This is a genomic window from Amycolatopsis sp. NPDC051045 (genome assembly GCF_040682955.1).
GTDB lineage: Bacteria > Actinomycetota > Actinomycetes > Mycobacteriales > Pseudonocardiaceae > Amycolatopsis.
On sequence record NZ_JBFBCC010000012.1, the window covers coordinates 29201 to 46599 of the forward strand.

16 protein-coding genes are annotated in these 17399 nt (G+C 70.9%); 10 read left to right on the plus strand and 6 right to left on the minus strand.

Annotated elements, in window-relative coordinates; genetic code table 11:
• Positions 1 to 72: 72 nt before the first annotated feature.
• Both aceE and AB0M80_RS26080 read left to right on the plus strand, forming a co-directional pair.
• Complete coding sequence (gene aceE / locus AB0M80_RS26075; RefSeq protein ID WP_364569903.1) at positions 73 to 2868, plus strand: pyruvate dehydrogenase (acetyl-transferring), homodimeric type; 2796 nt, start codon at positions 73 to 75, stop codon at positions 2866 to 2868.
• Between the two features lie 74 nt (positions 2869 to 2942).
• Positions 2943 to 4154: an alpha-hydroxy acid oxidase gene (locus tag AB0M80_RS26080; RefSeq protein ID WP_364569906.1), complete on the plus strand. Its 1212-nt coding sequence runs from the start codon at positions 2943 to 2945 to the stop codon at positions 4152 to 4154.
• Positions 4155 to 4163: 9 nt separating this feature from the next.
• Here AB0M80_RS26080 and AB0M80_RS26085 read toward each other — a convergent pair whose 3' ends face one another.
• The gene (locus AB0M80_RS26085) at positions 4164 to 4907 is read right to left on the minus strand and encodes an SDR family oxidoreductase (protein WP_364569909.1); all 744 of its coding nucleotides are present in this window, start codon (positions 4905 to 4907) and stop codon (positions 4164 to 4166) included.
• An 82-nt stretch (positions 4908 to 4989) separates the two neighbouring features.
• Here AB0M80_RS26085 and AB0M80_RS26090 point away from each other — a divergent pair, with 82 nt between their 5' ends.
• Positions 4990 to 5589, plus strand: coding sequence for a TetR/AcrR family transcriptional regulator (locus AB0M80_RS26090; RefSeq protein WP_364569912.1), 600 nt, complete (start codon positions 4990 to 4992; stop codon positions 5587 to 5589).
• 109 nt (positions 5590 to 5698) lie between these two features.
• Positions 5699 to 7309 (plus strand): L-lactate permease, encoded by a 1611-nt coding sequence (locus tag AB0M80_RS26095; protein ID WP_364569915.1) that lies wholly within the window; start codon positions 5699 to 5701, stop codon positions 7307 to 7309.
• Here AB0M80_RS26095 and AB0M80_RS26100 read toward each other — a convergent pair.
• From AB0M80_RS26100 to AB0M80_RS26115, 4 genes are all read right to left on the minus strand, one after another.
• On the minus strand, positions 7290 to 7928 hold the full coding sequence (locus AB0M80_RS26100) for a nicotinamide mononucleotide transporter family protein (protein WP_364569918.1): 639 nt from the start codon (positions 7926 to 7928) through the stop codon (positions 7290 to 7292). The genes AB0M80_RS26095 and AB0M80_RS26100 overlap by 20 nt on opposite strands.
• Positions 7929 to 8069: 141 nt before the next feature.
• Positions 8070 to 8843, minus strand: coding sequence for a hypothetical protein (locus tag AB0M80_RS26105; RefSeq protein WP_364569921.1), 774 nt, complete (start codon positions 8841 to 8843; stop codon positions 8070 to 8072).
• A gap of 214 nt (positions 8844 to 9057) precedes the next feature.
• Positions 9058 to 10278 carry an ABC transporter permease gene (locus AB0M80_RS26110; RefSeq protein ID WP_364569924.1) on the minus strand — a complete coding sequence of 407 codons (1221 nt, stop codon included), beginning with the start codon at positions 10276 to 10278 and terminating at the stop codon, positions 9058 to 9060.
• Positions 10275 to 11183, minus strand: coding sequence for an ATP-binding cassette domain-containing protein (locus AB0M80_RS26115; protein ID WP_364569927.1), 909 nt, complete (start codon positions 11181 to 11183; stop codon positions 10275 to 10277). Before AB0M80_RS26115 ends, AB0M80_RS26110 begins: the two co-directional genes overlap by 4 nt.
• Positions 11184 to 11301: 118 nt before the next feature.
• Here AB0M80_RS26115 and AB0M80_RS26120 point away from each other — a divergent pair, with 118 nt between their 5' ends.
• The 6 genes from AB0M80_RS26120 to AB0M80_RS26145 all read left to right on the plus strand — a co-directional run bounded on the left by AB0M80_RS26120 (position 11302) and on the right by AB0M80_RS26145 (position 16749).
• Complete coding sequence (locus tag AB0M80_RS26120) at positions 11302 to 12516, plus strand: helix-turn-helix domain-containing protein (protein ID WP_364569930.1); 1215 nt, start codon at positions 11302 to 11304, stop codon at positions 12514 to 12516.
• Positions 12517 to 12619: 103 nt separating this feature from the next.
• Entirely contained in the window at positions 12620 to 13066 is a 447-nt protein-coding gene (locus AB0M80_RS26125; protein ID WP_364569933.1) for a nitroreductase family deazaflavin-dependent oxidoreductase, read from the plus strand.
• A gap of 182 nt (positions 13067 to 13248) precedes the next feature.
• On the plus strand, positions 13249 to 14172 hold the full coding sequence (locus AB0M80_RS26130) for an ACP S-malonyltransferase (protein WP_364569936.1): 924 nt from the start codon (positions 13249 to 13251) through the stop codon (positions 14170 to 14172).
• Complete coding sequence (locus AB0M80_RS26135; RefSeq protein WP_364569939.1) at positions 14169 to 15152, plus strand: beta-ketoacyl-ACP synthase III; 984 nt, start codon at positions 14169 to 14171, stop codon at positions 15150 to 15152. Before AB0M80_RS26130 ends, AB0M80_RS26135 begins: the two co-directional genes overlap by 4 nt.
• Positions 15153 to 15230: 78 nt before the next feature.
• The gene (locus AB0M80_RS26140; RefSeq protein ID WP_004559006.1) at positions 15231 to 15476 is read left to right on the plus strand and encodes an acyl carrier protein; all 246 of its coding nucleotides are present in this window, start codon (positions 15231 to 15233) and stop codon (positions 15474 to 15476) included.
• A 28-nt stretch (positions 15477 to 15504) separates the two neighbouring features.
• Positions 15505 to 16749, plus strand: a complete 1245-nt coding sequence (locus tag AB0M80_RS26145; protein ID WP_364569942.1) for a beta-ketoacyl-[acyl-carrier-protein] synthase family protein — start codon at positions 15505 to 15507, stop codon at positions 16747 to 16749.
• Positions 16750 to 16802: 53 nt separating this feature from the next.
• Here AB0M80_RS26145 and AB0M80_RS26150 read toward each other — a convergent pair whose 3' ends face one another.
• Positions 16803 to 17399 (minus strand): hypothetical protein, encoded by a 597-nt coding sequence (locus AB0M80_RS26150; protein ID WP_364569945.1) that lies wholly within the window; start codon positions 17397 to 17399, stop codon positions 16803 to 16805.

Here is a 17399-nt window from a genome sequence, read left to right on the forward strand (position 1 = left end):
AAGACGACGATGGAGAGTCGTACACCCCCGCGTACGAGCACCACCGGCTACAACTTTTCGCAAGGAGACCCCTTGGCCCCGCAGAACGACGGCGCCTCCCGCAAGGAGACCCCGGCACGCGTACGCGTCATCCGTGACGGACTGGCGGCGCACCTGCCCGACATCGACCCGGAGGAGACCGCCGAGTGGCTGGACTCCTTCGACGAGGCTCTCGCGAGGGGCGGTCAGCAGCGGGCCCGATACCTGATGCTGCGCATCCTCGAGCGAGCCCGGGAGCGGAACGTCGGCGTCCCGGCCCTGACCTCGACGGACTACGTCAACACCATCCCCACCGAGAACGAGCCCTGGTTCCCCGGCGACGAGGAAATCGAGCGCCGCTACCGCGCCTGGATCCGCTGGAACGCGGCGATCATGGTGCACCGGGCGCAGCGCCCGGGCGTCGGCGTCGGCGGGCACATCTCGACCTACGCCTCCTCGGCCGCGCTGTACGAGGTGGGCTTCAACCACTTCTTCCGCGGCAAGGACCACTCCGGCGGCGGCGACCAGATCTACATCCAGGGCCACGCCTCCCCCGGCATCTACGCGCGCGCGTTCCTCGAGGGCCGGCTGTCCGAGTCCCAGCTCGACGGCTTCCGCCAGGAGTACTCCCACGCCGGCGAGGGCGGCGGCCTGCCGTCGTACCCGCACCCGCGGCTGATGCCGGAGTTCTGGGAGAACCCGACGGTGTCCATGGGCCTCGGCCCGATGAACGCCATCTACCAGGCGCGGTTCAACCGCTACCTGCGTGACCGCGGCATCAAGAACACCGACGACCAGCACGTCTGGGCGTTCCTCGGCGACGGCGAGATGGACGAGGCCGAGTCCCGCGGCCTGATCCACGTCGCGGCCGGCGAAGGCCTCGACAACCTGACCTTCGTGATCAACTGCAACCTGCAGCGGCTCGACGGCCCGGTGCGCGGCAACGGCAAGATCATCCAGGAGCTGGAGTCGTACTTCCGCGGCGCCGGCTGGAACGTCATCAAGGTGATCTGGGGCCGCGAGTGGGACTCGCTGCTGCACGCCGACCGCGACGGCGCGCTGGTCAACCTGATGAACGTGACGCCGGACGGCGACTACCAGACGTACAAGGCCAACGACGGCGCCTTCGTCCGCGAGCACTTCTTCGGCCGCGACCCGCGGACGAAGGACCTGGTCAAGGACCTCTCCGACGCCGACATCTGGAACCTCAAGCGCGGCGGCCACGACTACCGCAAGGTGTACGCGGCGTACAAGGCGGCGCTGGAGCACCACGGCCAGCCGACGGTCATCCTGGCCCACACCATCAAGGGCTACGGCCTGGGCCCGGCGTTCGAAGGCCGCAACGCCACGCACCAGATGAAGAAGCTCACCCTCGACGACCTCAAGCTGTTCCGCGACTCGCAGCGGATCCCGATCAGCGACGAGGAGCTCGAGCGCAACCCGAAGCTGCCGCCGTACTACCACCCGGGCGCGAACTCGCCCGAGATCGAGTACCTGATCGGCCGCCGCAAGGCGCTCGGCGGCTTCCTGCCGGAGCGGCGCGCGAAGGCCGCGAAGGCGCTGGTCCTGCCCGGCGACAAGGTCTACGAGGGCATCCGCAAGGGCTCCGGCAAGCAGGAGGTCGCCACGACGATGGCGTTCGTCCGGCTGGTCCGCGAGCTGGCGAAGGACTCCGAGATCGGCAAGCGCGTCGTCCCGATCATCCCGGACGAGGCCCGCACCTTCGGCCTCGACTCGATGTTCCCGACGGCGAAGATCTACAACCCGCACGGCCAGACCTACACCTCGGTCGACGCGAGCCTGATGCTGGCCTACAAGGAGTCCGAGAAGGGCCAGCTGCTGCACGAGGGCATCAACGAGGCGGGCTCGACCGCGTCGTTCACCGCCGTCGGCACGTCGTACGCGACGCACGGCGAGCCGATGATCCCGATCTACATCTTCTACTCGATGTTCGGGTTCCAGCGGACCGGTGACGGCCTGTACGCCGCCGCCGACCAGATGGCCCGCGGGTTCGTCATCGGCGCCACCGCCGGGCGCACCACGCTGACCGGCGAGGGCCTGCAGCACGCCGACGGGCACTCCCTGCTGCTGGCCGCGACCAACCCGGCCGCGGTGGCCTACGACCCGGCGTGGTCGTTCGAGATCGCGCACATCGTCAAGGACGGCCTGCGCCGGATGTACGGCGAGACGGGCCCGGACGGCAACGGCGAGAACGTCTTCTACTACATGACGATCTACAACGAGCCGTACCAGCAGCCCGCCGAGCCGGAAAACCTCGACGTCGACGGCCTGCTCAAGGGGCTGTACAAGTACGCCGACGCGCCCGAGGGCGACGGGCCGGAGGTGCAGATCCTGGTCTCCGGCGTCACGATGCCGGACGCGCTCAAGGCGCAGAAGGTGCTGGCCGAGGACTGGGGCGTGCGGGCGGCCGTGTGGTCGGCCACGTCGTGGACCGAGCTGCGGCGCGAAGCCGTCGAGATCGACCACGACAACCTGCTCTACCCGGGCAGCGAACCGCGCGTGCCGTACGTCACCGAGGCGCTGAAGGGCGCGAACGGGCCGGTCGTGGCGGTGTCGGACTGGATGCGCGCGGTACCGGACCTGATCCGCCCGTACGTGCCGACCGACATGCTGACGCTGGGCACGGACGGCTTCGGGTTCTCCGACACCCGGCCGGCGGCCCGGCGGAAGTTCCTGGTCGACGCCGAGTCGATCACCGTCGGGGCGCTGTCGATCCTGGCCAAGCGCGGCGAGGTCGACCACGCGAAGGTGCTCGAAGCGGCCACGAAGTACCGGCTCGACGACGTCACAGCCGCCGGGCCGCAGACGTCGGATTCCGGGAACGCGTGACCTGGTGCTAGTTTCGGGCCCGGCAGACATCTGATGTCTGCCGGGCCCGGTTCGCCGTGAGGGAGTTGATCAAGGTGACCAAGCGACGGCTGCCCAAGCCGAGTGAGCTGCAGCAGATCCTGCGGCCGAAGCCGATCGTGCTGAACCCGACGGACCGGCGGCTGGCGAACGCGCACACCATCGCCGACCTGCGGACGATCGCGCGCAAGCGGACGCCGCGGGCGGCCTTCGACTACACCGACGGCGCGGCCGAGCTCGAAGACAGCCTGCTCCGCGCCCGGCAGGCGTACCGCCGGATCGAGTTCCACCCGAACGTGCTGCGCGGGGTGTCCGATGTGGACACCACGCGGGACATCCTCGGCAAGCCGTCGGCGCTGCCGTTCGCCTTCGCCCCCACCGGTTTCACCCGCATGATGCAGCACGAGGGCGAGCGCGCGGTGGCCCGCGTCGCCGAGCACAACGGCATCCCGGTCGGGCTTTCGACGATGGCGACGACCTCGATCGAGGACCTCGCCGAGGCCGCCCCCGGCGCCCGCAAGTGGTTCCAGCTCTACGTCTGGCGCGACCACGGCGCCGGCGAAGATCTGATGAATCGGGCGTGGGAGCACGGCTACGACACCCTCATGCTGACCGTGGACACCCCGGTCGCCGGCGCCCGGCTGCGGGACGTCCGCAACGGCCTGACCATCCCGCCGGCGCTGACCCTCAAGACGTTCCTCGACGGCGCGACACACCCGGCGTGGTGGTTCAACCTGCTCACCACCGAGCCGCTGACGTTCGCGTCGCTGAACCAGTTCGGCGGCACGGTGGCCGAGCTGCTGAACAAGCTGTTCGACCCGACGCTGAACTACGACGACCTCGACTGGGTGCGCCGCACCTGGCCGGGCAAGCTCGTGGTCAAGGGCGTGCAGAACGTCGACGACGCCCGGGACGTGGTGAAGCACGGCGCCGACGCGGTGCTGCTGTCGAACCACGGCGGCCGCCAACTGGACCGCGCGCCGACGCCCCTGGAACTGCTTCCGGCGGTGCTGGACGAGCTCCAGGGCGGCGCGGAGGTCTGGATCGACACGGGCATCCTGTCGGGCGGCGACATCGTGGCGGCCATCGCCCGCGGCGCCGACGCCGTGCTGATCGGCCGCGCGTTCCTCTACGGCCTGATGGCCGGCGGCGAGCGCGGGGTCCAGCGGTGCGTGGACATCCTGCGCACGGAAATGGTCCGCACGATGCAGCTGCTCGGCGTCCGGACGCTCAAGGACCTCACGCCGAGCCACGCCACCCTGCGTTAGCCCCAGCGGTCAAACCTGCGCCTGGCCACCGTCGACGAAGAACTCGACACCGTTGACGAAGCTCGCCTCCTCGGTGGCCAGGAAGAGCGCCGCGGCCGCGATTTCCGCCGGGTCGCCGAGACGGCCCAGCGGAACGGCGGTCGCCAGCTGGTCGAGCAGCTGCTGCTCCGCGCCGGGTTCGGCCAGGCCGCGCAGGCCCGGGGTGAGCGTCGGCCCCGGACTGAGCACGTTCACGCGGATCCCCCGGCCCTGCAGGTCGAGGGCCCACGTGCGGGCGAAGTTGCGCACGGCGGCCTTCGTCGCGGCGTAGACGCTCATGCCGGGCGCCACGCGCGTCGACGTCGTCGAGCCGGTGAGGATCACCGACGCTTTCTCGTTCAGCAGCGGCAAAGCCTTCTGCACGGTGAAGACGACACCCTTGACGTTCGTGCCGAAGGTGGCGTCGAACTGCTCCTCGGTGATCTCGCCCAGCGGCTGGGTCGCCCCGCCGCCGGCGTTGGCCACCACGACGTCCAGTCCGCGGCCGCGCTCGGCCACCGCGCGGTAGACCTCGTCCAGGTCGGCGAGGCTCGACGAGTCCGCGCGGATGGCTTGGACCGAGCCGCCGATCTCCGCGACCGCTTCGTCGAGGGCCTCCTTGCGGCGGCCGGTGATGACGACGTGCGCGCCTTCGGCCGCGAACCGCTTCGCGATGGCGAGCCCGATGCCGGTGCTGCCGCCGGTCACGACGGCCGTCTTGTTTTCCAGGTTCACGATGCCCTCCGAATTCTTGACTATCTCGTCCAGAACCTACGCAGTTATGGACGAGATAGTCAAGAACCAGTAGCCTGAACCCATGGCGAGACCCCGCAGCTTCGACGAGCGCGCGGTGCTGCGCACGGCCCGGGACCGGTTCTGGTCGACGGGGTACGCGGGCACGAAGATCGACGACATCGCCGCGGCCACCGGCCTGGGCAAGGGCAGCCTCTACGGCGCCTTCGGGGACAAGCACGCGCTGTTCCTGCGCGTCTTCGACGACTACTGCACCGAGGCCACCGAAGCGACGCGACGCGCGCTGGACGGCCCGGACAGCGGCGCCTACCAGCGGCTGCGCGACCACGTCGTGGCGATCGCCGAGGCGACCGCGGCCGACCAGGACCGGCGCGGCTGCCTCATGGCGAAGAGCACGGCCGAGTGCGCGCAGCACGACGGGGTCCTCGCGGCCCGCGCCCAACGGGCGTTCCGCGAGCTGGAGGACCAGCTGACGGACTGCATCGCGGCGGCCCAGCGCGCCGGCGACCTCGACGACACCCACGACCCCGCCCGCCTGGCCGGCCTGCTGCTCGCCGTCAACCGCGGCATCGAAGCCCTCGGCAAGGGCGGGGCCACCCCGGCCGCACTCCACGCGATCGCCGAAACCGCTCTGGCCCTGCTCCCGAAACCGGTCACCGCCTGACCCGTTGGGCCAACCGGTCTCAAGTTCTTGACGAACCGCCTGGTTTGTGACGAAGATCTCGGACACTCGCCGAAAGGCCGTTTTCGCATCGTGGAAACGGAGGTCGCCCGTGTTCGTGCAGGATCTGACTCCCCTCGGCTCACTGGGCCTGTCCGCGCTCGTCGCCGTGCTGCCCCTGGCCACCGTCCTCGTCCTCCTCGGCGCTGTCCGGATGAGGGCACACCACGCCGCCTTGATCGGGCTGCTCGTCGCGCTGGTCGTGGGGATCGCCGCGTACGGCATGCCCGTCGTCCAGGCCGTCTCCGGGGCGCTGCAGGGCGCCGCGTTCGGGTTGTGGCCGATCATGTGGATCGTCGTCAACGCGCTGTGGATCTACCGGCTCACCGTGCGGACCGGGCACTTCGACGTCCTGCGCCGCTCGTTCGGCCGGATCTCCGACGACCCGCGCATCCAGGCGCTGATCATCGCGTTCTGCTTCGGGGCCCTGATGGAGGCGCTGGCGGGCTTCGGCGCGCCGGTCGCGATCAGCGCCGTGATGCTGGTGGCCGTCGGGTTCCACCCGGTCAAGGCCGCGGTCGTCGCGCTGGTCGCGAACACCGCGCCCGTGGCCTTCGGCGCGATGGGCACCCCGGTCGTCACCCTCGCCCAGGTCACCGGCCTGCCGTTGCAGCAGGTCTCCTCGATCGTCGGCCGCCAGACGCCGCTGCTCGCCCTGGTCGTGCCGCTGCTGCTGGTCATCATCGTCGACGGGAAGCGCGGCCTGAAGGACACCTGGCTGCCCGCGCTCGTCTGCGGGGTCGCGTTCGGGCTCGTGCAGTTCCTCGCCTCGAACTACGTGTCGCCGCAGCTGGCGGACATCGGCGCGGCGCTCGCCAGCGCGGCCGCGCTGGTGGCGCTGCCGCAGACCCGGCGCCCGGTGCCCGAAGCCGCCCGGATCGGCACCGGCGGGACGGCGACCGCCGAAGCGCCGCCGGAGGACTCGCGCGGCGACGTCGGCAAGGCCTACCTGCCGTACCTGCTCATCATCGTGATCTTCTCCATCGCCGTGCTGCCGCCGGTCAAGAAGCTGCTGGACAAGGCGACCTGGAAGTTCCACTGGCCCGGGCTGAACGTCGCCGCGCCGAACGGGAAACCGGTGTCCGGCAACACGTTCTCGCTGCCCTTCCTCAACACCGGCGGCACGCTCGTGCTGCTGGCCGGGATCCTGACGGCGGCGCTGCTGGCCGTTTCGGCGAGCGGGTCGGCGAGCGAGTGGCTGGCGACGGTCAAGGAGCTGCGGTTCGCGATCCTCACCGTGACCGGGGTGCTCGCGCTGGCCTACGTGATGAACCTGTCCGGCCAGACCAGCACGATCGGCACGTTCATCGCGGCCGCGGGCGCCGGCCTGGCGTTCCTTTCGCCGGTGCTGGGCTGGTTCGGCGTCGCCGTCTCGGGGTCCGACACCTCGGCGAACGCGCTCTTCGGCGCCCTGCAGGTGACGGCGGCGCACCAGACCGGCCTGCCGGCGGACCTGCTGGCCGCGGCGAACAGCTCCGGCGGCGTTCTCGGCAAGATGGTGTCGCCGCAGAACCTCACGATCGCCTGCGCGGCGGCGAACCTGCCCGGCGAGGAGGGAAAGCTGCTGCGGAAGGTGCTGCCGTGGAGCGTGGGGCTGCTGCTGGTGATGTGCCTGATCGTGTGGGGTCAGAGCACGGCGGTGCTCAGCTGGATGCTGCCATGACCCCGGAGCGCTCCGCGACGCTCTTCGCGGAGCGGTTCCAGCTCCACCAGCCGTGCACGACGAGCCCGGCGAACACGAGGTAGATGGCGGCGGAGAAGTACAGCCCGGACGAGATCTGCAGCGGCACGCCGATCGCGTCGACGGCCAGCCAGACGAGCCAGAACTCGACGAGCCCGAGCCCCTGCGCCCCGAAGGCGACGAGGGTGCCGACGAAGATGGCGGCGTCCGGCCAGGGCGCCCAGGACGCGTGCAGTGCGTCGAGGACCAGCGCCATCACGGTGGTGCCGATGACGAAGGCACCCACCATGGCCAGCCGTTCGGCGACCCGGCCCTTGCGGACGACGACGCCGAACACCGGGTCGCGCCGGCGGGTCCAGGCCCACCAGCCGTAGACGGAGATGGCGAGGATGGCGACCTGCCGCGCGGCGAGCCCGCCGAGGTGGGCGGAGACGTAGACGGCGAACAGCAGCACGGTGGCGCCGACCTGCACGGGCCACGTCCACAGGGTGCGACGCTGCGCGAGGAACACGACGGCGAGCGCGAACACCTGCCCGGCGAGCTCCGCGATCGAGATCCACTGGCCGAGCACGGTGATTCCGTGGTGCAGCAGGAAGTCCACGTCACGCCCCTTTCGTCCTACCGCTCCCAACATGCTCCCCGGCGGACGCATTCCCCAGAGACTGTGAGCGGCGAGACATTCCGAGGCGCGGGACGGGCCCGGCGGCTTCCTCGTCCGCCGGGCCCGTCGGCTCCCCCGCGCTCAGCCCTGCGGGCGCGGGGTGCCGACCGGCGGCGTCGGGGTGCTGTCCGCGCCGACCGTGGCCCGCGGCGGCGCGCTCGTGCCCATCTCGCCCGTCCGCTGCTTCGGCGTCTCCAGCTGGTGCTCCATGTCCGCCAGCCAGCCGCGCCAGCGGTCCTGGGCCGGCTTGATCAGGCCGCCGCCGAAGCCGACCACGATCACGCCGCCGATCGTCGCCAGCACCGCGATCAGCACCGGGCCGGTGATCGCCGTCGCGATGTCCACCTGGCCGAGCGCCGCGATGATGCCGAACGCCATGATCAGCCAGTACGCCGCCACCGAAAGCGGGCGCGCCGCCCCGCGGCCGGACAACGCGGACGCGACGACGTCGCGCACCACCTTCGCGATGGCCGCGGCCACCACGACGAGCACCAGCGCCACCACAATCCGCGGCAGGAACGCGATGATTTCGTTGAGCAACTGGCTCACCGGGTTGGTCGGCCCGAACACGCCGAACGCCAGCTGCAGCGCGATCAGCAGAATGAAGTAATACACCAATTTGACGAGGATCCCGGTCGCGTCGATCTTCTGCCGGCCGATCTTCCCGTTCAGGCCGGTCCGCTCGACCAGTTTCCCGAATCCGGCTTTCCCCAGGACCATCCCCAGCCCTTTCGAGACGGCCTTCGCGATCAGCCAGCCGATCAGCAGGATGATCAGGAATCCGACGAGTTTCGGGACGAACGCGGCCACCATGGCCCACGCCTGCCCGAGCCCGTCCTTCAGTTGCTGACCCATACCGACTCCCTCCACGGGTTTTGCACCGGATCGTTGATCAGGTACCCCGCGGCGGCAACTCGTGTGCCCCACGATCGAGTGAGACGACTGGCGCGCGAAGATCACCGGTGGCCATACTGGTTCTACCGGTGGGGACCGGGGAGACGAGGCCGTCCGGCGCAGCGTAAACCGCAGGCGCCGGGCGGCCTCGAGCATTACCGCGACAACGAAACCGTCAGGCGGCGCGCAGGGCGTCCCGGAGTTTCACCTTCGCGCCGGTGTGCATGACCGCATTTCGGTAGATCCGCGCGGCGAGCCAGATCAACCCCGGAATCAGCAGCACCACCAGCCCCACGGACACCACCGCTTCCCAAACGGGCACACCGCCCATCGCCAGCCGCATCGGCATCAGCGTCGGTGAGAAAACCGGAATGACCGAAAGCACTTCGACGAACGTGTTGCCCGGATCCGACGGCAGCACGGAAATGCCGATCACGTATCCGGCGATCACGAACATCAGGGCCGGCATCGTCGCCCCGCCGACGTCTTCCTGGCGCGAAACCAGCGCCCCGAGCGCGGCGAACACGATCGAGTACATGAAGAACCCGAGCAGGTACCACACGACCAGCCAGACGACGGTGCCCACGGCCGCCGAGACGGAGATGGTGAGCACGTCCGTGGCCAGCCCGGTGACGACCCCGCCGATCCCGATCACGAGCATCTGGATCAGCCCGACCACCCCGATGCCGAGCACCTTCCCGGCCATCAGCTGCCACGGCTTGATCGTCGACAGCAGCAGCTCCACCACCCGCGACGTCTTCTCCTCGACGACGCCCTGGGCGACGGTCTGGCCGTTGATCATCAGGGACAGGTAGATCAGGATGCCGGCGATGATGCCCAGCACGAGCTGCTGGCCGTTGTAGTCGTACGGCTCCTCCAGCGGCGGGTCCTCGACGAACTTCGCGGACCCGATCGCGGCCTGGAACCGGGCCGGGTCACCGCCCAGTGCGGTGACCTGCTGGCTGACGGCCACCTGCTGGGACAGCAGCTGAAGGACGTTCGAGAGCTTGCCGTCGAGGTCCTTCTTCACCTGGACGTGCACGCTCTTGCCGTCGCCGGTCAGCAGCGCGTCGAGCGAGCCGTCGGCCAGCTTCGCGCGCCCGGCGGCCTCGTCGGTGACCTCCGTGGTTTCGAGGGTTTCGCCGACGGTCTGCCCGGCCGCCTTCAACGGCACCGTGAAGCCGGCGGTCGCCGTGGTGAAACCGACCTTCGCGTCGGGGCCGCTGCCGCCGGCGAGCAGCTTGATCGCCACGATGCCGACCACGATCAGCAGCAGCATGATCACGGTGCTGACGCGGAAGGCCTTCGACTTCACGCGGGTGCTGATCTCGCGGGAGGCCACCAGGCCCACCGCCGCCGTGGGACTCATCCGGACATCCTGGATCGGCGTGCTCATGCGGCGACCTCCTCGGCCGTGACGACGGACCGGAACAGTTCGGCCAGCGACGGCTGCTCGCGCGCGAACTCGCGGACCGGCCCGGTGGCCAGCGCCGCCTTGAGGACGGCCTGGTCGTCGGCGCCCTCACCCAGCTCGAGCTCGGTCACCGAGCCCGTGCGGCCGAGCACCTTCACCCCGGGCAGGCCCTCGGCCCACCCGTCGGCGGCCTCGGGGACGTCGACCCGCAGCCGGACGGCGCCGCCCGCGCGCAGCTCGTCGACCGTGCCCTTGGCCACCATCTGTCCACTGCGGACGATGCCGACGCGGTCGCAGAGCCGTTCCACCAGATCGAGCTGGTGGCTGGAGAACACGACCGGCACCCCCTCGGCCGCCTTCTCCTTGAGCACCTGGCTCATCACGTCGACCGCGACCGGGTCGAGGCCGGAGAACGGCTCGTCGAGCACCAGGATCCGCGGCTCGTGCACCAGCGCCGCGGCCAGCTGGACGCGCTGCTGGTTGCCGAGGCTGAGCTTCTGCACCTCGTCCTCGCGGCGGCCGGCGACGCCCAGCCGCTCGGTCCACTTCTCGGCCGACGACCGCGCGTCGGCCGCGGGCATGCCGTGCAGCCGCGCGAGGTAGGTCAGCTGCTCGACGACCTTCATCTTCGGGTAGAGGCCGCGTTCTTCGGGCATGTACCCGATGTGGCGGCGCGTTTCGTGCGTCACCGGCACGCCGTCGTAGCGGACCTCGCCGGCGTCGGCGGACAGCACGCCGAGCGCGATCCGCATGGTCGTGGTCTTGCCGGCGCCGTTGCTGCCGACGAAGCCGAACAATTCGCCCGGCCGGACGTCGAAAGTCATTTCGCGCAGGGCGACGACGTCACCGTAGCGTTTGGAAATCCCGTCGATCTCTAAACCGGTCATTCCGGTTCCCCCGTTCGTGTGTGGGCCCGATCCTAGGCAGTGCGTACACGCGCCGCCTACCCTCGCGCGTTGCCGCCGGGGGCTACCAAAGTTGCGGGCCCGTAGGATCGCCTCCGCCATGGATGGAACCCCCGCTCCGCGCCCGGTGCCGAAGCACCACGGACTGTCCGCGAAGACGCTCCGGCGGCTGGAGCACGCGTCCGGCAGCCTGGCGAGCGCGAGCATCGCGGTGATGGAGCGGCGGCTGACCTGGTTCGCCCGGCTGCCCGCCGACCAGCGCGCGAGCGTCCTGCTGATCACCCAGGCCGGGGCCGCCGGCTTCGTCGGCTGGCTGCGGGACTCCAAGGAGGCCCTGAAGCTCACGACCGAAGCCTTCCGCGACGCGCCCGCCGAGCTGTCGCGGTGGATCAGCCTGCGCCAGGCGGTCGGCATGGTGCGGCTGGCCATCGAGGTGTTCGAGGAGCAGCTGCCCGACTTCGCCGCGAACGAAGCGGAGCGGGCCGCCCTGATCGAAGGAATCCTGCGCTACGGCCGGGAAATCGCGTTCGCGGCGGCGAACTCGTACGCCGCCGCGGCGGAGGCGCGCGGCGCGTGGGACGCCCGGCTGGAGGCGCTGGTCGTCGACGGCATCGTCCGCGGCGACGCCGAGGAGTCGGTGCTCTCGCGGGCCACGGCGCTGGGCTGGGACCCGACGGCGGCGGCGACCGTGCTGGTCGGCAACCCGCCGTCGGAGGACCCGCCGACGGTGGTGTTCGAGGTCCGCAGCCGCGCGGCCCGCGTCGGCCGCCCGGTGCTGCTGTCGGTGCAGGGCTCCCGGCTGGTGGTCGTGGTGGGCGGGCCGACCGACGGCGGGGTGAAGGAGCGGGAGATCCTGACCCGGATGTCGGTGGCGTTCGCCGAGGGCCCGGTGGTCGCCGGCCCGACCGTGCCGACGCTGGCGGAGGCCCACCACAGCGCGACGGAGGCGTTGTCGGGGCTGCGGGCGGTGGTCGGCTGGCCGGGTGCACCCCGGCCGGTGCGGTCGACGGACCTGCTGCCCGAGCGCGCGCTCTCGGGGGACGCGGAGGCGGAACGCCTGCTGGTGGACACCATCGCCCGCCCGCTGGAGGAGGCCGGCCCCACCCTGCAGCGCACGGTGGAGGCGTACCTGGAGAGCGGCGGCGTGCTGGAGACGTGCGCGAAGACGCTGTTCGTCCACCCGAACACGGTCCGGTACCGGTTGCGGAAGGCGGCGGACCTCACCGGCTGCCAGGCGACCGACCCGCGCGACGCCCTGGTGCTGCGGATCGCGCTGACCGTGGGACGGCTGGCGAGGGCCCGCGGCTTTTGGTGAGCGGCGGATGTCGAGAACCGCGCACCGGCTCCGTCCCGGGGACACGAGCGGCCACCGAGGGCCGCGATTCCCCACCGCAGGAGTACCGGAAAGGATCGCCACCATGGCCGTCGCCGAGGACCTCGACCGCGCCACCGACTCGCAGTGGGACTGGGTCGCCGAACAAACCCGCACGTACCTGGCCTCGGGCGGCACCGAGGGACACGAGTCGAACGGCGTGTACACCCTCCTGCTGGCCACGACCGGCCGCCGGACCGGCGTGCCCCGGCGCACCTGCCTGATCTACGGCACGTCGGGGGACGACTTCGTCGTCGTCGCGTCCAAGGCCGGCGCCGACGAGGACCCCGCGTGGTTCAAGAACCTCCTGGCGGAACCGAGCGTCGGGGTCCAGGTCGGCCCCCGCCGGTTCACCGCGCGCGCCCGGGTCGCGTCCGCGGCCGAACGCGGGCCCCTCTGGGCGCGGATGGCGGCCATCTTCCCGCTCTACGACGAGTACGCGCAGAAGACCGAGCGCGTGATCCCGATCGTCCTGCTCACCCCGCACGGCTGACCCTTGCCGAGACTGGCGTCACGTGATGGACTTAACAGCGAAAGGTGATTGAACCCGACAAGGCTTCCGGGTTACGCGCGAGCTTCTGCGGTGCATCTTTGGAGGTTTCCGACAAAGACGCCGCACAGACACTGTGAGCGTCGGCATCCCCGGAAGGCACCGCGAACGTGTTGTCTTGAAGGGTGACAGCAGCAGTTCTCGCTCCCGGTCAGGGGGCCCAGTCCCCCGGTATGTTCACGCCATGGCTCGACCTCGACGGCGCTCGCGAGCGCGTCGCGCAGTGGTCCGAGCGCGCCGGGCTGGACCTGCTCCGCCTCGGCACCGAGGCGGACGCCGACGAGATCCAGGACACCGCGATCGCGCAGCCGCTGATCGTCGCCCTGTCGCTGCTCACCTTCGAGCACCTCCAGGCCACCGCGCCGGTGCCCGCGGACGCGCCGGTCGCCGGCCACTCCGTCGGCGAGCTCGCCGCCGCCGCGATCGCCGGGGTGCTGACGCCCGCAGACGCCGTCGCGCTCGCCGCCGTCCGCGGCGCCGAGATGGCGAAGGCGTGCGCGCTGGAACCGACGTCGATGGCCGCGGTCATGCTCGGGGACCCCGAGCAGGTCGTCGCGTGGCTCGAAGAGCAGGGCCTGACCGCGGCGAACCGCAACGGCGCGGGGCAGATCGTCGCCTCCGGCGCCGCCGACACGATCGCGAAGATCGTCGCCGAGCCCCTCGAAGGCACGAAGATCCGCGCCCTCAAGGTCGCCGGCGCGTTCCACACGCGGTACATGGCGCCCGCCGAGGAAGCGATGCGCGCCCACGCCGCCGAACTGACCCCGGCCGACCCCACCCGGCCGCTGCTGTCCAACGCGGACGGTGCCGTCGTCACCAGCGGGGCCGAGTACCTGGAGCGGCTGGTCTCCCAGGTCACCCGGCCGGTCCGCTGGGACCTGACGATGGACGGCCTGGTCTCGCTCGGCGTCACCCGCACGATCGAACTCGCGCCCGCGGGCACCCTGACCGGCCTGGTCAAGCGGCAGCTCAAGGGCGTCGTCACCACTATCACCGCGCTGAAGACGCCGGCCGAACTGGCGGCGTTGCGCCAGGAGGACGCCTCGTGACCGACCGACCCGCCCTGAGCCTCAACCCCGGCTCCCGCGGCAGCCGCGTGCTGGGCATCGGCAGCGCGCAGCCGGAGAAGATCGTCACCAACGACGACCTCTCCAAGATCATGGAGACCAACGACGAGTGGATCCAGACGCGCGTCGGGATCATCGAGCGGCGGTTCGCCGAGAAGGACGAGTCGCTGACCGACTTCGCCGTCGCCGCCGGCCGGGCCGCGCTCGCCGACGCCGGGGTCGACCCGTCCGAAGTGGACACGGTGATCCTGCCGAACTGCACGATGCCGACGGCGATCCCGAACGCCGCCGCCCAGGTCGCCGCCCGGATCGGGATCCCCAGCCCCGGCGCGTTCGACCTCAACGCCGCGTGCGCCGGGTTCTGCTACGGCCTCGGCGTGGCGTCCGACCTGATCCGCGGCGGCTCGGCGAAGAAGGTCCTCGTGATCGGCGCCGAGAAGCTCACCGACTGGGTCGACCCCACCGACCGCGCGAACGCGATCATCTTCGCCGACGGTGCGGGCGCCGCGGTCGTCGGCGCGTCGGACGAGCCGCTCATCGGCCCGGTGTCCTGGGGCAGCGCGGGCGACCTGGTCGACCTGATCTACATGCGCGACGACAAGTACATCTACCAGGAGGGCCAGTCGGTCTTCCGCTGGGCGACGACCCGGATCGCGCCGATCGCGCTGGGCGCGCTGGAGGCCGCCGGGCTCAAGCCGTCCGATGTGGACGTGCTGATCCCGCACCAGGCGAACCTGCGCATCGTCGAGGCGATCGCCAAGAAGCTGCGGGCCAACGGCGCCCGCGACGACATGGTCGTCGCCGACGACATCAAGTACTCCGGCAACACCTCGTCGGCGTCCATCCCCCTCGCGCTGGACCACATGCGCAAGGCCGGGACGGCGAAGCCCGGCGACGTGGTGCTGGCGGTCGGGTTCGGCGCGGGCCTGTCCTACGCCGGGCAGGCGTTCGTCTGCCCCTGATCCGCCCGTTACGCTCCCCGCGGGCACTCGCCCACGGGCATCAATACCCCCAGTAACACCGAGAAGGGAACTACCCCCATGGCTGACAACGCTGAGATCCTCGCCGGCCTCGCCGAGATCGTCGAAGAGGTCGCCGGTGTGGCTCAGGACGACGTCACCGCCGAGAAGTCGTTCGTGGACGACCTGGACATCGACTCGCTGTCGATGGTCGAGATCGCCGTGCAGGCCGAGGACAAGTTCGGCGTCAAGATCCCGGACGACGAGCTCGCCAACCTGAAGACCGTGGGCGACGCGGTGAACTACGTGTCGGCCAACTCCAAGTAAGGCCTCTTCCCTCCTTGAGGAGACTCCCATGAGCAACATCGACGTCGTGATCACCGGTCTCGGCGCCACCACACCGCTCGGCGGGGACGTGACGTCCACGTGGGACGGTCTGCTGGCCGGGGCGAGCGGGGTTCGCGCGATCGAGGCCGACTGGGTCGAGGAGCTGCAGCTGCCGGTCAAGATCGGGGGCCAGCTGGCCGTCGACCCGGCCGAGGTCCTGCCGCGGGTCCAGGCCCGCCGGCTGGACCGCTGCGAACAGGTCGCGCTGATCGCCGCCCGCCAGGCGTGGGCCGACGCCGGGTACACCGAGCCGACCGACGAGCACACCGACGTGGACCCCGACCGCCTCGGCGTGTCGATCGGCACCGGCGTCGGTGGCCCGGTCACCCTGCTCACCCAGAACGACTTGTTGCACAAGCAGGGTCTCCGCAAGGTGTCGCCGCTGACCGTGCCGATGCTGATGCCCAACGGCCCGGCCGCGCACGTGGGCATCGACCTGAAGGCGCGGGCCGGGGTGCACTCCCCGGCTTCGGCCTGCGCCTCGGGCGCCGAGGGCATCGCGAGCGGGGTCGAAATGATCCGCTCCGGGCGCGCCGACGTCGTGGTCGCCGGGGGCGCCGAGGCGTGCATCCACCCGATCACGCTGGCCGGGTTCGCCCAGGCCCGCACGGTGTCCACGCGCAACGACGACCCGGCGAGGGCGTCGCGGCCGTTCGACGCGAACCGCGACGGCTTCGTGCTCGGCGAGGGCGCCGGCGTGGTCATCCTGGAGCGCGCGGACCTGGCGAAGGCCCGCGGGGCACGCGTCTACGCGACGATCGCCGGGCACGGCATCACCTCGGACGCCTACCACATCACCGGCAACCACCCCGAGGGCATCGGCCAGATCGCCGCGATGCGCGCGGCGATGAAGATGGCCGGCGTGACCGCCGCGGACATCGGGCACGTGAACGCCCACGCGACGTCCACTGTGGTCGGCGACATCGGCGAGGCGGCGGCGATCCGCAAGGCGATCGGCGAACACCCGGTCGTGACGGCGCCGAAGGGCTCGCTCGGCCACCTCGTCGGCGGCGCCGGCGCGGTCGAGGGCATCATCACGATCCTGTCGCTCTACCACGGTCTCGTGCCGGCCACCCTGAACCTGACCGACCTGGACCCGCGGGTGGAGCTGGACGTCGTCGCGGGCGAACCGCGCAAGGTCGAGCTGACCGCGGCGATCAGCAACTCGTTCGGGTTCGGCGGGCACAACACCGCCCTGCTGTTCACGGTCTGAGCAGTCCGAGCAGACGAAGAAGGGCCCGGCTTCGGCCGGGCCCTTCTTCGCGTTCAGCACTTCTCGTGTTCGGGCGGCGGACCGCCGTCGACGGCGGCGACCTTCAGGGCCTTGTCCTCGATCACCATCGGCATCACGAGCCGCCACTTGATGCAGGGCTCGCGGAAGAACAGCGGGGCGTCTTCGAGCTGCTGCCGGCTGGTGAACCCGACCAGCACCCGCAGCGAGTTCCCGGACGAGCGCTCGATCCGGTAGACGAGGGCGTCGCTGTCCTTTGTGGTGCGAACACCCTTCTTCCAGTCGTTCTGCGATTGGCTGACGGCCCGCTGGTCGGTGACCACCGCGGTCCACTGCTGGTACTGCTTGGTGTTGATGGCCGTGAAGTACCTCTCCAGGACCCGGCGGACGGCTTCGGCCTGCGGGTGCCTCTTCGCGTCTTCGGTCATCCGGACGTCGTCGTCCACCGCGGCCGGCGCGCCGCTGCTGGACGGCGACGGCGTCGACGCCGCGACGGAGGTGTCGTCGGCGGGCTGATCGGGGCGGCGGTAGATTTCGCGCGCGAGCAGGCCGCCACCGACGGTCACGGACAGCACCACGACCACGACGGGCACCAGCCAGCGCTGGCGGGAGCTGGGGGCGGGGGTGGTCAC

Coding starts and splice junctions, on each gene's coding strand:
- AB0M80_RS26090 (WP_364569912.1), top strand. CDS start 4,990: ATGGCGAGACCCCGCAGCTTCGACGAGCGCGCGGTGCTGCGCACGGCC.
- AB0M80_RS26105 (WP_364569921.1), bottom strand. CDS start 8,843: ATGGGTCAGCAACTGAAGGACGGGCTCGGGCAGGCGTGGGCCATGGTG.
- AB0M80_RS26110 (WP_364569924.1), bottom strand. CDS start 10,278: ATGAGCACGCCGATCCAGGATGTCCGGATGAGTCCCACGGCGGCGGTG.
- AB0M80_RS26115 (WP_364569927.1), bottom strand. CDS start 11,183: ATGACCGGTTTAGAGATCGACGGGATTTCCAAACGCTACGGTGACGTC.
- AB0M80_RS26120 (WP_364569930.1), top strand. CDS start 11,302: ATGGATGGAACCCCCGCTCCGCGCCCGGTGCCGAAGCACCACGGACTG.
- AB0M80_RS26125 (WP_364569933.1), top strand. CDS start 12,620: ATGGCCGTCGCCGAGGACCTCGACCGCGCCACCGACTCGCAGTGGGAC.
- AB0M80_RS26140 (WP_004559006.1), top strand. CDS start 15,231: ATGGCTGACAACGCTGAGATCCTCGCCGGCCTCGCCGAGATCGTCGAA.
- AB0M80_RS26145 (WP_364569942.1), top strand. CDS start 15,505: ATGAGCAACATCGACGTCGTGATCACCGGTCTCGGCGCCACCACACCG.